At 73.1% G+C, this 14841-nt stretch carries 13 protein-coding genes; 5 read left to right on the forward strand and 8 right to left on the reverse strand.

The genetic code is table 11. From position 1 onward, the window contains the following. Positions 1 to 26: 26 nt before the first annotated feature. The 5 genes from ACIPAE_RS22280 to ACIPAE_RS22300 form a co-directional block, all read right to left on the reverse strand. Positions 27 to 800 carry a succinate dehydrogenase iron-sulfur subunit gene (locus tag ACIPAE_RS22280; protein WP_329365586.1) on the reverse strand — a complete coding sequence of 258 codons (774 nt, stop codon included), beginning with the start codon at positions 798 to 800 and terminating at the stop codon, positions 27 to 29. Next, entirely contained in the window at positions 800 to 2554 is a 1755-nt protein-coding gene (gene sdhA / locus ACIPAE_RS22285) for a succinate dehydrogenase flavoprotein subunit (RefSeq protein WP_329365584.1), read from the reverse strand. The genes ACIPAE_RS22280 and sdhA overlap by 1 nt, the downstream gene beginning before the upstream one ends. 28 nt (positions 2555 to 2582) lie before the next feature. Continuing rightward, the gene (locus ACIPAE_RS22290) at positions 2583 to 3065 is read right to left on the reverse strand and encodes a succinate dehydrogenase hydrophobic membrane anchor subunit (RefSeq protein WP_328468341.1); all 483 of its coding nucleotides are present in this window, start codon (positions 3063 to 3065) and stop codon (positions 2583 to 2585) included. Between the two features lie 3 nt (positions 3066 to 3068). Beyond that, positions 3069 to 3449, reverse strand: a complete 381-nt coding sequence (sdhC, locus tag ACIPAE_RS22295; RefSeq protein WP_202235655.1) for a succinate dehydrogenase, cytochrome b556 subunit — start codon at positions 3447 to 3449, stop codon at positions 3069 to 3071. 159 nt (positions 3450 to 3608) lie between these two features. Beyond that, positions 3609 to 4166 (reverse strand): 2-oxo-4-hydroxy-4-carboxy-5-ureidoimidazoline decarboxylase, encoded by a 558-nt coding sequence (locus ACIPAE_RS22300; RefSeq protein ID WP_402447398.1) that lies wholly within the window; start codon positions 4164 to 4166, stop codon positions 3609 to 3611. 391 nt (positions 4167 to 4557) lie between these two features. On the opposite strand from ACIPAE_RS22300, the gene ACIPAE_RS22305 reads away from it, so the two are divergent. The 3 genes from ACIPAE_RS22305 (at position 4558) to ACIPAE_RS22315 (ending at position 8261) form a co-directional block, all read left to right on the forward strand. Next, entirely contained in the window at positions 4558 to 5229 is a 672-nt protein-coding gene (locus ACIPAE_RS22305; protein ID WP_402447400.1) for an RNA polymerase sigma factor, read from the forward strand. A gap of 9 nt (positions 5230 to 5238) precedes the next feature. After that, positions 5239 to 6309, forward strand: a complete 1071-nt coding sequence (locus tag ACIPAE_RS22310; protein ID WP_402447402.1) for a hypothetical protein — start codon at positions 5239 to 5241, stop codon at positions 6307 to 6309. A 371-nt stretch (positions 6310 to 6680) separates the two neighbouring features. Beyond that, the gene (locus tag ACIPAE_RS22315) at positions 6681 to 8261 is read left to right on the forward strand and encodes a methylmalonyl-CoA mutase family protein (protein WP_366412369.1); all 1581 of its coding nucleotides are present in this window, start codon (positions 6681 to 6683) and stop codon (positions 8259 to 8261) included. 207 nt (positions 8262 to 8468) lie between these two features. On the opposite strand, the gene ACIPAE_RS22320 is transcribed toward ACIPAE_RS22315, so the two are convergent. From ACIPAE_RS22320 to ACIPAE_RS22330, 3 genes are all read right to left on the reverse strand, one after another. Continuing rightward, positions 8469 to 9158, reverse strand: a complete 690-nt coding sequence (locus ACIPAE_RS22320) for a TetR/AcrR family transcriptional regulator (RefSeq protein ID WP_402447404.1) — start codon at positions 9156 to 9158, stop codon at positions 8469 to 8471. Positions 9159 to 9255: 97 nt separating this feature from the next. Next, a complete protein-coding gene (locus tag ACIPAE_RS22325; protein ID WP_402447406.1) occupies positions 9256 to 10626 on the reverse strand; it encodes an alpha-2,8-polysialyltransferase family protein in 1371 nt (456 codons plus the stop codon). Further along, complete coding sequence (locus tag ACIPAE_RS22330) at positions 10626 to 11663, reverse strand: glycosyltransferase family 2 protein (RefSeq protein ID WP_402447407.1); 1038 nt, start codon at positions 11661 to 11663, stop codon at positions 10626 to 10628. The genes ACIPAE_RS22325 and ACIPAE_RS22330 overlap by 1 nt, the downstream gene beginning before the upstream one ends. 185 nt (positions 11664 to 11848) lie before the next feature. Here ACIPAE_RS22330 and ACIPAE_RS22335 point away from each other — a divergent pair, with 185 nt between their 5' ends. Continuing rightward, positions 11849 to 13156, forward strand: a complete 1308-nt coding sequence (locus ACIPAE_RS22335) for a DUF6716 putative glycosyltransferase (RefSeq protein WP_329365567.1) — start codon at positions 11849 to 11851, stop codon at positions 13154 to 13156. A 211-nt stretch (positions 13157 to 13367) separates the two neighbouring features. Continuing rightward, the gene (locus ACIPAE_RS22340) at positions 13368 to 14699 is read left to right on the forward strand and encodes a cytidylyltransferase domain-containing protein (protein WP_402447409.1); all 1332 of its coding nucleotides are present in this window, start codon (positions 13368 to 13370) and stop codon (positions 14697 to 14699) included. Positions 14700 to 14841: the final 142 nt, after the last annotated feature.

Consider the following 14841-nt stretch of genomic DNA (forward strand, 5'->3'; position numbering starts at 1 on the left):
AGCACACCAGGGGCGCGTCAAAAGGATCAGAAGCGGCGGGTGATCAGGGCGCGCTTGACTTCCTGGATCGCCTTCGTGACCTCGATACCGCGCGGGCAGGCGTCCGTGCAGTTGAAGGTGGTGCGGCAGCGCCAGACCCCGTCCTTGTCGTTGAGGATCTCCAGCCGCTGCTCACCGCCCTCGTCGCGGGAGTCGAAGATGAACCGGTGCGCGTTGACGATCGCGGCCGGGCCGAAGTACTGCCCGTCGTTCCAGAAGACCGGGCAGGCCGACGTGCACGCGGCGCACAGGATGCACTTGGTGGTGTCGTCGAACCGCTCGCGGTCCGCCGCGGACTGCAGCCGCTCGCGGGTCGGCTCGTTGCCCGTGGTGATCAGGAACGGCATCACGTCGCGGTACGCCTGGAAGAACGGGTCCATGTCGACCACGAGGTCCTTCAGCACCGTCATGCCCTTGATCGCCTCGACGGTGATCGGCTTCTCCGGGCTGACGTCCTTGATCAGCGTCTTGCAGGCCAACCGGTTCTTCCCGTTGATCCGCATCGCGTCCGAACCGCACACGCCGTGCGCGCACGAGCGGCGGAAGGTCAGCGACCCGTCGATCTCCCACTTGACCTTGTGCAGCGCGTCCAGCACGCGCTCCTTGGGGTCGACCTGGATCTGGTAGTCGACCCACTCGGCCTCCGCGGAGACCTCCGGGTTGAACCGGCGCACCCGCAGGGTGATCGCGATCAGGTGGTTTCCGGTGACCTCGGCCGCGTCCAGGGCCGCCGAGTGCTTGTCGACCGTCGGGGTGCTCATCAGTACTTACGCTCCATCGGCTGGTAGCGGGTCTGCACGACCGGCTTGTAGTCGAGGCGGATCGACTCGGAGCCGTTCGCGTCCACCTCGCGGTACGCCATCGTGTGCCGCATGAAGTTGACGTCGTCGCGGGTGGGGAAGTCCTCGCGGTAGTGGCCGCCGCGGGACTCCTTGCGGGCGAGCGCGGAGACCGCCATCACCTCGGCGAGGTCGAGCAGGTTGCCCAGCTCGACGGCCTCCAGCAGGTCGGTGTTGAACCGCTTGCCCTTGTCCTGGATGGAGACGTGCAGGTAGCGCTCGCGCAGCTCGGCGATCTTCTCCACCGCGGTCTTGATGGTCTGCTCGGTGCGGAAGACCATCACGTTGGCGTCCATGCACTCCTGGAGCTCCAGGCGCAGTTCGGCGACCCGCTCGTTGCCGGTGGAGTTGCGCAGCCGCTCGACCTGCGCCTCGACCCGCTCGGCCGGGTTCTCCGGCAGCGGCACCAGGTCGTTGGCGTGCGCGTACTCCGCGGCGGCGATGCCGGAGCGGCGGCCGAAGACGTTGATGTCCAGCAGCGAGTTGGTGCCCAGCCGGTTCGCGCCGTGCACGGAGACGCAGGCCACCTCGCCGGCCGCGTACAGGCCCGGCACCACGGTGGTGTTGTCGGAGAGCACCTCGCCCTGCACGTTGGTGGGGATGCCGCCCATCGCGTAGTGCGCGGTGGGCTGGATCGGGATCGGGTCGGTGTACGGCTCGATGCCCAGGTAGGTGCGGGCGAACTCGGTGATGTCCGGCAGCTTCGCGTCCAGCTGCTCCGGCGGCAGGTGGGTCAGGTCGAGGTAGACGTGGTCGCCCTCGGGGCCGCAGCCGCGGCCCTCGCGGATCTCGGTGTAGATCGCGCGGGAGACGACATCGCGCGAGGCGAGGTCCTTCATGACGGGCGCGTACTTCTCCATGAAGCGCTCGCCGTCCTTGTTGCGCAGGATGCCGCCCTCGCCGCGGGCACCCTCGGTGAGCAGGATGCCCATCCGCCAGATGCCCGTCGGGTGGAACTGGAAGAACTCCATGTCCTCCAGCGGCAGCCCGCGCCGGTAGATCGCGGCCTGGCCGTCGCCGGTGAGGGTGTGCGCGTTGGAGGTCACCTTGAAGAACTTGCCGGTGCCGCCCGACGCGTAGATCACCGCCTTCGCCTGGAAGACGTGGATCTCACCGGTGGCCAGCTCGTACGCCACCACGCCGGACGACCGCTGCACGCCGTCGACCTCGGTGAGCAACTGGTCCAGGACGTAGAACTCGTTGAAGAACTCCACGCCCTCCTTGACGCAGTTCTGGTAGAGCGTCTGGAGGATCATGTGGCCGGTGCGGTCCGCGGCGTAGCAGGAGCGGCGCACCGCGGCCTCGCCGTGGTTGCGGGTGTGGCCGCCGAAGCGGCGCTGGTCGATCCGGCCTTCGGGCGTCCGGTTGAACGGCAGGCCCATCTTCTCCAGGTCGAGGACCGCGTCGATGGCCTCCTTCGCCAGGATCTCGGCGGCGTCCTGGTCGACCAGGTAGTCACCGCCCTTGATCGTGTCGAAGGTGTGCCACTCCCAGTTGTCCTCCTCGACGTTGGCCAGTGCGGCGGCCATGCCGCCCTGGGCCGCGCCGGTGTGGGACCGGGTCGGGTAGAGCTTGGTCAGGACGGCGGTGCGGCTGCGCTTGGTCGACTCGATGGCCGCGCGCATACCCGCGCCGCCCGCGCCGACGATGACGGTGTCGTACGTGTGGAATTGCATGGGGGTCGCTTCCCTGTCCGGCCCTGGCCTAGCGGATGTTCGGGTCGAAGGTGAAGATCACCAGCGACCCGAGCGCGATGGTGAACGCCACAGCGGTGAACAGAATGGTCTTGAGCCAGACACGGGTGTTCGGCTGCTCGGCGTAGTCGTTGATGATCGTGCGCAGGCCGTTGCCGCCGTGCAGCATGGCCAGCCAGAGCATGGCCAGGTCCCAGTACTGCCAGAAGGGCGACGCCCAGCGGCCCGCGACGAACGCGAAGCCGACCTTGGTGACACCGCCGTCGAGCACCAGCTGGATCAGCAGGTGGCCGAGCACGAGCACCACGAGCACCACACCGGACAGCCGCATGAACAGCCAGCCGTACAGCTCGAAGTTGGTGCGGCCGCGGCGCGGCGTGCGCTTGGTCCTGGCCCGCGGCGGCTCGATCACCGGCGCCGGGTTCTCCGGGCTGTAGGAGATGCTGGAGCCGGTCAGTTCGACGGCGTCCTTGGGGGAGACTTCAGTGGCCATGGGTCAGCTCCCGAACAGGACTCGGGCGGCGTGGCCGAGTACCGGGTAGATCGCGCCGAGCATCAGGACGATCCACAGGCCCATCACGGTCCAGAACATCTGCTTCTGGTAGCGGGGGCCCTGGGTCCAGTAGTCGACGGCGATGATCCGCAGACCGTTCAGCGCGTGGAAGAGGATGGCGGCCACCAGGCCGTACTCCAGCAGGCTGACGATGGGCGTCTTGTAGGTCGCCACGACCTTGTCGTAGTCCTCGGGCGATACGCGCACGAGCGCGGTGTCGAGGACGTGGACGAACAGGAAGAAGAAGATGAGGACACCGGTGACTCGATGAGCCACCCACGACCACATGCCTTCCCGGCCGCGGTACAGCGTTCCAGCCGGCACGGAAAATACCCTCCGGGAGCGGGACGAGGGCTGCCGGCTTCTTGTCGGTCACGCCCGGCCGGGTACGGTCCACCGGCCCCGGCCATCGTAGCGACGTGACCTGTGCCTCGTACTGCGGGGTAGTGCTTGTGTGATCGATCCCGCACGGTCGGGTGAACGCTACGGCCGGTGCGCGTCCACCAGGGCGGACGGTCGGAGGGTGTCGGGACCCGCTGCCAGCCGCAGCAGCCGGGCCCGGGTGATCCGCCTCAACTGCTCGGCGGTGACGGCCGACTCGTGGTCCGCGTCGTGGCCGAGCCGGGTGCGCAGGCTGGCCATGGTCTGGTCGAGGGCGGCGGCCGGGTCGGCCGCGTCCAGGGCGATCACGAAGACATGGCCGAACTTCGCCTCGTAGGCGGCGTGGGCGGCGCGCAGCGCGGTGTGCACGGCGAGCCCGCCGCGGTCCGGCAGCGGGGTGGTGTCCTCACCCAGCAGCGCCTCGGCGACATCGGCGGGCGCCAGGTCGTACGCCGCCTCGTCGGCCGCGGCGAGCAGCGCCTCCACCGTCGGGTACGGGCGGTGGGCGGCCATCCGGCGGGCCCAGCGGTGCGAGCCGCAGCAGGTGAGCAGGGCCGTCTCGGCGTCGGCGGCGGGCACGCCGTTGAGCAGGCTCAGCCCCTCGGGCGGCGTGTCGCTGGACAGCGGGGCTCCTGGATCGCGAGGCGGTCGCGCCGGCACGGGGGGTCGTACGGCGCGCGGTTCGGGACGCGGGGCGAGGCGCGTGACGGGGGGCGTGACATGGGGCGTTACGGAGGGCACGGCAACTGTAGACGCGGCTGGGGCCCGATCGGTTGGCCCGATCTGCGAATTCACCCGTACGAGCAAGGGGCGCGGGGTGGACCCGGGCGCGGCGCGATCGGGAGACCGGGTCCGGTGCGGCCGGTCCGCTGCGGTCGGTTCGCTGCGGTCGGTCCGGCGTGACGACGGCCGGGGGCCGCCTCCCCCCACAGGAGCGTCCCCGGCCGCCGACTTGTACGGCGTATGCGGGACCGAAAGTGTCACCGGCCGTCATGGGGCAGGATGGTGGCTGTTCACGGGGGACCAGGGGGTCGAGGGGGCGGGGCCGGACGTGGATCTGGAGACCGCGGTGAGCGCGGCGCAGGGCGGTGACGAGACCGCGTTCAGGGTCCTGTACCGCGCGGTGCAGCCGCAGTTGTTGCAGTACGTACGCAGCCTGGTCGGCCCGGGCGACGCGGAGGACGTCGCCTCGGAGGCGTGGCTTCAGATCGCCCGCGACCTGCCGAGCTTCCGTGGCGGCGGTAGCGGTATCCGCGGTTGGGCGGCCCGGATCGCCCGCAACCGGGCGCTGGACCACATCAGGGCGCGCAGCCGCCGCCCGGTCGCCGGGGCGGGGGTGGACGAGCTCGTCGCGCTGCCGGGCCGGGCCGACACCGCGGGCGAGGCGCTGGACGCGGTCGCCACCGACCGCGCGCTGGCCGCGATCGTGGCGCTGCCGCGCGAGCAGGCCGAGGCGGTGCTGCTGCGGGTGGTGATGGGCCTGGACTCCACCAGCGCGGCCCAGGTGCTGGGCAAACGCGCCGGCTCTGTGCGGATGGCCACACACCGGGGGCTGCGCAGGCTGGCCGAACAGCTCTCGGTGGTGCGCGAGGACCGGGAGGATGGTGCCCGCGGGGCCGGCGGGGAAGCAGTGGGGGAACCGGAGGGGGAAGCAGAGGGGGGAGCGGCGGTGCGGACCGGCGCGACGATCTCCGCGCCCACGGCAGGCCCTAGGGCCCGATGAGGAAGTGGCATGAGTGACGACGGACGGGCGGCGGGGGTCCCGCGCCCGCGGCGGCCCGAACGACCGCCGGGCGCGGGCGGGATGGGCGATTCGTGCTGTCCCGATGCTTCGGACGGTTGGGGTGGCCCGGACGGATCGGATGGTTGGGGTGGTCCGGACGGTTCGGATCATTCGGACGGCTGGCGCGACTTCGGCGGCCCGGACGTCCTGGCCGGATTCGGCGGCGCCGGGTTCGGCGGCGGGCCCGGACGGCCCGAGGCGACCGGCGGCCGCGCGGACTGGCTGACCGGCGACGCTGCGGAGGCGCTGCTGTCCGGCCGCCGGGTGCCGCTCGCGGACCGCAGGGCGGCGGGCGAGGCGGAGCGGTTGGCGCTGCTCCTGCTGGCGGCCGCGGCGGACCCGGGCGTCCTCCACCCGCTCGACCCGGGGCGCGAGGAGGCGGCCCTGGCCGCCTTCCGCGCGGCGCGCGCGGCGGGCCTCGGGTCGGCCGAACCGGTCCTCGACGGGGTGCCGCCGGTGCCGATCGCGCGCGGGCCGGTGCCGGGCGGGCCGGCCGCGGGCGACGCGCTGCCGGAGCCCGTGGTGGTGGGCGGCCGCGCCGCGGACCAGGTCCGCGCCGGGTCCGTACGCTCCGCGCGCCTCGTACCGGTGCGGCGGACGCGGAGCGGGCGCTCCACCCGGATCGTGCTGGCCGCGGCGGCGTCGGTGGTCGCGCTCGGCGGGGTCGCGGTCGGCGTGGCGGCGACCGCAGCGCGCGGCGGTGGCCGGGAGCCGGTGCGGCCGGCCGGCAGCAGCGCGCCCGTGTCCGTCGCGTCGGACGGTTCCGGCCCGCCCGACACCGGCGTCTCGGGTGCCACCGGCCGGCGCGCCGTGATCCCCGGGGAGGTGCCCGATCCGGCCCGTACGACGCCCGGCCCGCCCGCGCGTACCGCCCTGCCTCCCGACGGGGACCGGGACACTCTCGTGCCGCCGGGACACGGCGACCACGGGCGCGGGAAGGGCGCCGCGAACCGCCTGAAGCACGGCCGCCACAAAGGCTGGGGCCGCGGCCACGCGGTGGCGTCGGGCGCGGCGCGCTGACCCGCGGCGGACCGCCTGTCCGCGGCAGTGGGTGACACTTCCGGGGCTCGCGCCGCCGTAAGGAGTGGGCCGACTGGTCATCGGCCCGGTGGACGCCGGCTCTCCCCGTGCCGGTGTCCACGACACAGAGCGCGGCCGGGTGCGTTTTTCCCCCTGCCCGGCCGCGCTCGCCGTTCGCGGGGCGCCGCGAGCGTCGCGCGGCGGCCCTCGGCGCGCAGCGCGCCCACTCCGGCGACGCGCGGCATCCGTCCCCTTTCGCTCCCCACGTCGTAAGGTCCGTGGGCGAGCCGGTCTGTTCACGCGCCCGCCACCCCCCGTGGCGCGGACGCGGGCACACCCCCACCGAGCCGGCGGAGGCGGAGGCGGAGAGCATGACGCGCGAGTCGGAGTCCGGTCTGCCGATCGAGCCGGTGTACGGCCCGGAGGACCTGGACGGCTGGGACCCCGCCGAGCGGCTGGGCGAACCCGGCGGGTACCCGTTCACCCGCGGTGTGTACCCGTCGATGTACACCGGCCGGCCCTGGACGATGCGGCAGTACGCCGGGTTCGGCACCGCCGCCGAGTCCAACGCGCGCTACCGGCAGCTCATCGCCCACGGCACGACCGGCCTGTCGGTCGCGTTCGACCTGCCGACCCAGATGGGGCACGACTCCGACGCCCCGATCGCGGCCGGCGAGGTCGGCAAGGTGGGTGTGGCGATCGACTCGATCGACGACATGCGGGTGCTCTTCGACGGCATCCCGCTGGACCGGGTGTCCACGTCGATGACGATCAACGCGCCCGCCGCGCTGCTGTTGCTGCTGTACCAACTCGTCGGCGAGGAGCAGGGCGTGCCGGCCGGGAAGCTCACCGGCACCCTCCAGAACGACGTGCTCAAGGAGTACATCGCGCGCGGCACGTACATCTTCCCGCCCAAGCCGTCACTGCGGCTGACCGCGGACATCTTCGCCTACTGCCGGGCGGAGATCCCCCGCTGGAACACCATCTCGATCTCCGGCTACCACATGGCCGAGGCGGGCGCCTCGCCCGCGCAGGAGATCGCCTTCACGCTCGCCGACGGCATCGAGTACGTCCGCACCGCGCTCGCCGCCGGGATGGACGTCGACGACTTCGCACCGCGGCTGTCGTTCTTCTTCGTGGCGCGCACCACCATCCTGGAGGAGATCGCGAAGTTCCGTGCCGCCCGGCGCATTTGGGCGCGGGTGATGCGCGAGGAGTTCGGGGCGAGGAACCCCAAGTCGCAGATGCTGCGCTTCCACACCCAGACCGCCGGGGTGCAACTCACCGCGCAGCAGCCCGAGGTGAACCTGGTCCGGGTCGCCGTGCAGGGCCTGGGCGCGGTGCTCGGCGGCACCCAGTCGCTGCACACCAACTCCTTCGACGAGGCCATCGCGCTGCCCACCGACAAGTCCGCGCGGCTGGCGCTGCGCACCCAGCAGGTGCTCGCGTACGAGACCGACGTGACCGCCACCGTGGACCCGTTCGCGGGCTCCTACGTGATGGAGCGGATGACCGACGACGTCGAGGCCGCCGCGCTCGAACTGATGGGCCGGATCGAGGACGCGGGCGGCGCGGTGCGGGCGATCGAGCGGGGCTTCCAGAAGTCCGAGATCGAGCGGAACGCCTACCGGATCGCCCTGGAGACCGAGGCGGGCGACCGCGTCGTGGTCGGCGTCAACCGCTTCACGCTCGACGAGGAGGAGCCGTACGAGCCGCTTCGGGTGGACCCGGCGATCGAGGCGCAGCAGGCGGCGAGGCTGGCGAGGTTGCGGGCCGAACGTGACCAGGGCGCGGTCGACCGCGCCCTGTCGGTGCTCTGCGAGGCGGCGGCCGGCACGGACAACGTGCTCTACCCGATGCGGGAGGCGTTGCGCTGCCGCGCGACCGTGGGGGAGGTCTGCGACGCCTTGCGCGGTGTGTGGGGGACGTACGTCCCGACGCCGGCGTTCTGAGGGTGCGCGGGGGAACCAGGGGGCGCGGGGAACCAGCGGCGCGGGGAACTGCGCGCTCAGCCGTCGTCGTGGCGCGGGCCGCCACCGGTCCAAGGGGGCCGTTGCTGTCGTAGCCGGGCCCCCGGCCGGTGGATGGTTGCGCGCGCGCTTCCCCGCGCCGCTACGGGTCAATACACCTAGGTAGCGCTCCCGAAGGGCCGGGGCGGGTCAGCGCGTGGCGTACGTCAGGACGCGGTCGCCGAGGAGGGACTCGACGGAGTTGAGGAGGGCCAGCGCGTCTTCCGCCACCGTGCCCGGAGGGCACCCCGCCCGGGAGCGCTCACCGATCTCGCGGAAGAGCTGCTCCTGCGCCCAGCCGAGCTGGGAGGCGACCAGGCGCGGCGTGGGGTCGCCCGGCTCCGCACCGGTCTCGCCGGCGAGCGTCTCGGCGAGCGCGTCGACCATCTCGCGGGTGGTCGAGTCGAGGCGGGCGGAGAGCGTGGGCTCGGCGCGGACCATCTCCAGGAAGCGGGCGAAGCCCTGGGTGAGGCCGACCATGCGGTCACCGTGCCGCAGCTCGCCGCGCAGGGTGGCGAGGACGGCGCCGGCGGCGGACTGCCCGGGCGGGCGGTCCCGGACCATCTCCACCATCCGCTGCGCGGACGCCTCCTCCGGATAGAAGACCAGGTCCTCCTTGGAGGGGAAGTACGTGTAGACGGTGTTCACGGACACTTCGGCGGTGCGGGCCACCTCGGCGATCGTCACCCGGGCGAAGCCGTGTTCGAGGAACAGCCCGGTGGCCACCTCCGCGATGTGCCGCCGGGTCTGGCGCCTCTTCTCGTCGCGCAGGCCGACCGCGAGGATCGCCTCGGCGCGCGTCGGCTGTTCGCGCAGACTCCCACGGGTGATGTCGCTCACTGTTCCATCGTAGGGCAGGGCGTATGAGCTCCCGTGTCCGTTAATCGGGGCGCCCGGCCGTCGGCGGCCGGGCACCCCGAGATCATCCGGCCACCGCCTACCCGAGCGCGGCCTTCTTCAGTGCGCGGGCGCCGCGGGCCACCTGGCGGACGGCGCGCACCCGCGGCACCAGCGAGCGCCGGGCCGGGAGCGCGCCGGGCAGGCCGAGCGAGGTCAGCCGGCGGCGCTTGAAGTACGGCGCGACCCCGGAGCCGAGGTGGTCCTCGAGCCACGCCACGGCCTCCGCCCGCAGGTGCGGGTACGCCTCGGCCTGCATGCAGTAGCCGACGGCGTGCAGCAGCGGGGTGAGCTCGGTGGCCACCTGCCGCGGCGAGGGCGGGGTCCAGCCGCGTACCGCGTCCGGGTCGGACACCTCGGGGAGCAGCGCGTGCACGAGGGTCACCGGCACCCGGTTGCTGTTCTGGTACGGCGAGAGCCGGTCGAGCAGCAGCTTGGTGCCGCTGCGGGCGACCGGGATGCCGTACAGCGCGGACGCGGTCAGCAGCGCGGTGGAGAAGCAGCCGGCCACCAGGGCGGGGCGGGCCCGCTGGTAGACCACCTCGGCGAGCACCGGGGAGTCCAGCACGGTCAGTTCGGCGCCGAGCTTGCGCGCCTCCTCCCGCAGCGGCTCCAGCCAGTGCGAGGGCGCGGTCGGGTGCGGCTTGAAGACGAGCCGGCGGTGGCCGAGGGCGACCGCGCCGCGCACCAGGGACAGGTGCAGCTTCTCCTCCTCCTCGACGCTGAGGATGCCCAGCGCCGAGAGGTACTGGCCGAGCAACAGGGCCGCGTCGCGCGGCAGTTCGTCCACCGGGTCCGGGCCGATGCCGTGTCCGCGGGTGGCCTCGGCCACCTCGGCGAGCACCTTCGTGAACTCCGAGCTCGGCACCACCCGCGAGGGCACGCCGAACTCGCTGAGCAGCAAGGGCTCCAGGCCCGGCACCAGGTCGAGGTGGAGCAGCGCGTCGATCCGGGTGTCCACCAGCAGCCCGAGCTTGTTGCGGGTCGGGCCGTACGACATCAGGCCGTCGGCGTAGACGGTGATCGGGGCGCCGGTGAAGACCTGTGCGAAGGAGAGCGCGGGCGCGACCTGGATGGACTCCACGACCAGGTCGAGGTCGTCGTCGTCGAGCTGCCACAGCTGCCGGAAGTACCGGTCCCACATGGGGACTTCGTCGGTGCGCGGGGCCCAGCCGCCGGGGTGCATCGGGCGGATCGCGTCGTTCCAGGACACCACCCGGTCGAAGCGGGTGCGCAGCGGCTCGAAGCCGGGCGCCCGGTCCGGGGCGTCGTGGGTCTCGGGTACGGCCGCGTTGTTGCTGACCACGAGGATGCGGCGGTCGGCGGGCGGCACGGAGCCGGCGTCGATCGCGGCGGCGAGGGTGGCGATCCCGTACAGGGTCGAGGCGAGGAGGAGCTGGGTGCGGGCCATCACGCGACCGCCGATCCGCTGGTCGCGTTGTCGCGTACGTCGGCGTCGCTGTCCGTGGCGGGGCCGGAGTGGTCGGCTCTGGCCGCGGTCCGCCCGCGCAACCGGCGGACCCGGGCGCTGCGTTCGGCGTCCATCGAGTCCAGCGCGTCGGCGAGCAGGTCCGCGGGCAGCCGGCCGAGCGCGGCGGCGGAGAGCGTCTTCAACTGCCGGGCCAGCGCGGGCTCGAACCGGTCGATGTTGTCGAGGTGGTGGGCGATGATCGCGCAGTAGGTGCGGATCGCCTTGGGCAGGAACCGCTCCTCGTCGGGGTCTCCGGCGAGTTCGGCTATCACCTGGTCGAAGGAGCGGACGAAGTCCAGCTGCCGCTCGTCGCCGATCTGGGTGAGCGAGGTGTTCACCCCGCGCCGGTAGTGCACGCCCAGCAGGCCCACCACCGCGCAGGACTTGGCCTCCCGGTGCAGCCGCCAGATCCACGGCCGGTCCTCGGCGGTGCGCAGGTGCGCGGGCATGTGCACCAGGCCCTGCTCGACGATCCGGCGGTGGTAGGCGCCGGCCCAGGAGTAGGGGTAGTCCACGAGGGTCGGGCGGTCGGCGGGCAGGATCGCGGCGCGCGGGTCGATCCGGGCGTTGCGGCGGCCGTGCGGGGCGCGGATCACGTTGCGGCTGGAACCGGTGCACTGCACGTGGTCGGTGCGCAGGAAGTCCACGTCCAACTCGTCCATGGCGCGCACCAGTTGCGGCAGGTAGCCGGGGGCGAGCCAGTCGTCGCCGTCCATGAAGGTCAGATACTCGCCCCGGGCCTCGTCGATGCCCGCGTTGCGCAGTGCCGCGACACCGGTGTGGTCGCGGCGGATGATCCGGGCGCCCGGCAGCGAGCCGGCGCCCTCTTCGAGGAGTTGCGGAGTCCGGTCGGTCGACCCGTCGTCCATCAACAGGAACTCGAAGTCGTGCCGGGCGTTGGCACGCAGACTCCGCAGCGCATCGGGGACGAATGGCTGCACATTGAAAAACGGCACGATGACGGAGAGCTTGACCACCCGATTACCTTAAGCCGCCGTTCGGCTCGGTACTTTGCCGATTGCGTACTTCCAGGTAAACGGAATATGGCGAGCAGGTGATTCACTCGCGACGGATGACCACTCGCAAAGTAGCGGCATTCTGTTTACCTGCCGTTGGCCTTCGATTAGCCCATTCCACCCACCCGCTTCCTACTGTCTGCGATGTGCCAGAACGTACGTCAGGGCCCTTGCGGGTCACGGTGATCGCCGATTCGGACACCCGCTGGAAGTGGGGTGCGCTGACCGCGCGCCGGATCGCCCCGGATGCGCGGCTCGACGCCCGCCTCCTGCGCGGCCGTGCCACGCCCACTCCGCGCCAGCTCGCCGAACTCGGAATTCCCGCCGACTCGATGACCGAGCAGACCGCCGCGGAGATCCTCGCCGAGACCAGCGCCGACAACTGCGATGTGCTCGTCATCTCCTGCGTGGGCGGCACCATCCAGTGCTTCCTGCACGGCTTCGACCGCGCCTGGCGCGGCCACCCGCGCCGCCCGGTGGTGGTCACCGGATACGTCGGCGTGGTCTACGAGAAGCTCGCCGACGGCCTGCTGCTGCGGGCCGGCGCCGACGTGGTGCTCGCCAACAGCACCGACGACGCGCTGCGGTTCCGTTCCGTGTACGAAGGGGTCGGCTTCCCGACCGGCGCGATCGTGGAGACGGCGCTGCCGTTCCTCGACGGCGCACCGTACCGGCCCGACGGCAGCCGGCCGTTCACCGTCACCTTCGCCGTGCAGCCGTCCGCGCCCGCCGAGCGCCCCGAGCGGCTGTACCTGCTGCGCCGGGCGGTCGAGCACGCCCGCCGGCACCCCGAGCGCGAGGTGCTGGTGAAGCTGCGCAGCATGCCCGGCGAGCAGACCACGCACATCGAGGAGCACCCCTACCAGCACCTGATGGAGTCGCTGGAGCCGCCGGCGAACGTCTCGCTGGTCTACGGCGCGATGGGCGAGGTGCTGGACCGCACCGACCTGCTGGTCACGGTCAGCTCCACCGCCGCGCTGGAGTCGCTGCACCGCGGCATACCCACCGCCATCCTCACCGACCTGGGCATCCGCGAGCCGCTCGGCAACCACCACTTCCTCGGCTCGGGCTGCCTCGCCTCCTGGGACCAGCTCGACGACGGCGAACTGCCCAAGCCCGACCCCGAATGGACCGCCGCGCACGGCGTGGCCACCGGCGACCCGTACGCCGACCTGCGGGCCCGCGTCCAGGGCCTGGTCGCCGCCGGCCGGCTGCCGAGGCTGACGCCGTACTACACGCTGCGCACCGCCCCCGGCTACCTGCCGGGCATCCTCGCCCGGCAGGGCCTGGACCCCGAGGGGCTGCCCGCCGTGCGTGCCGCAACCGCCGGCGGAGCCGGCAGCAACCGGGTGCGCAAGGCCGCCCGCCGGGTGCTGCGCAAGTCCGCGCGCACCGCCTACCGCCAGGGCGTGCAGCGCGTCGCCCCGGCCATCCGCCGCTGGGGCCAGCTGTGAGCCGGCCAGCGGTGGGCCGGCCCCGCACCGCGATGCCGACGCCCGCGATCCCCGCTGGACGGCGGCCCGCTGGACGGCGGCCCGCGGGACCGGTGCGGAACGGCGGCCGCCCGGCCGCCGGCGCGCCCCTCGACCCCCGCACCGCACGCGCCCTCGCGGCGCACCATGCCGCGACCGCGGCCCGTATGACCCCCACGACAGGAGCCGCACGATGACCCAGACCATCACGCCGGCGGGGGAGCCACCCCGCGCCCCGGCAGGCGACGCCCGGGTTCTGGCCGTCATCCCCGCCCGCGGCGGCTCGAAGGGCGTGCCGGGCAAGAACGTGGCGACGGTCGGCGGAGTGCCGCTGGTGGCCCGGGCGGTACGCGCCTGCACCGCCGCCCGCCGGATCAGCGCGATCCTGGTCTCCACCGACGACCCGGCGATCGCCGAGGTGGCCCGGGCGGCCGGCGCCGAGGTGGTGCTGCGGCCGGCCGCGATCGCCGGCGACACCGCGACCAGCGAGGCCGCCGTGCTGCACGCCATGGACGCGTACGAGGCGATGAGCGGCGCCGCCGCCGACGTGGTGCTGCTCGTCCAGTGCACCAGCCCGTTCATCACCGGCGACGAACTCGACGGCGTGATCGAGGCGATCGCCGACGGCGGCGCCGACACTGCCCACACCGTCGCCCCCTTCCACGGCTTCGTCTGGCGGGCGGACGGGGCGGACGTGGCGGATCTGGCCGCGGGCGCGAACGCGGGCGCCGGCATAGCCGCGGGAACCGGCACAGCGACCGCCGGCGCCGGTTCCGGCACCGGCGCGGACTTCCGCGGCAACGGCGTCGGCGTCAACCACGACAAGGCCACCCGCCCGCGCCGCCAGGACCGCCCGCAGGACCTGCTGGAGACCGGCGCCGCCTACGGCATGCGCGCCGACGGCTTCCGCGCCGCCGGCCACCGCTTCTTCGGCCGCACCAGCCTGGTGTGGACCGACCCGGCCCGGGTGCTGGAGATCGACGAGCCCGCCGACCTGGACCGGGCCCGGGCGCTCGCCCCGGTGCTCGACGCCGGCGCCACCACCCCGCGCCGCGACGACGTGGACGCGGTCGTACTCGACTTCGACGGCACCCAGACCGACGACCGGGTGCTGATCGACTCCGACGGCCACGAGGCGGTCACGGTGCACCGGGGCGACGGCCTCGGCATCGCCGCGCTGCGCCGCGCGGGCGTGCCCGTACTGATCCTGTCCACCGAGACCAACCCCGTCGTGGCCGCCCGCGCCCGCAAGCTCCAGGTGCCGGTGCTGCACGGCATCGACCGCAAGGACCTCGCGCTCAAGCAGTGGTGCGAGGAGCAGGGCATCGCCCCCGAGCGGGTCCTGTACGCGGGCAACGACGTCAACGACCTGCCGTGCTTCAGCCTCGTCGGCTGGCCCGTCGCCGTGGCCGGCGCGCACGACGTGGTGCGTGCCGCGGCCCGCGCGGTGACCAGCACGCAGGGCGGGTACGGCGCGATCCGCGAGATCGCCGCCTGGCTGCTCGGCCCCACGCTCGCCCGCTGAGCCCGCCACCTCGCCTGGCCCGCCAACCCGCTTGCCCCGCCAACCCGCTTGCCCCGCACCGGACTTGTCCCCTTTCTCGTCCGCCTTCTCGTCCCCGGGCCGTCCGGCCCGTGCCACCCCCCTGTCCCAACCCCGTAGTGAA

It is taken from the genome of Streptomyces sp. NPDC087270, from assembly GCF_044744625.1.
Taxonomy (GTDB): Bacteria; Actinomycetota; Actinomycetes; order Streptomycetales; family Streptomycetaceae; genus Actinacidiphila.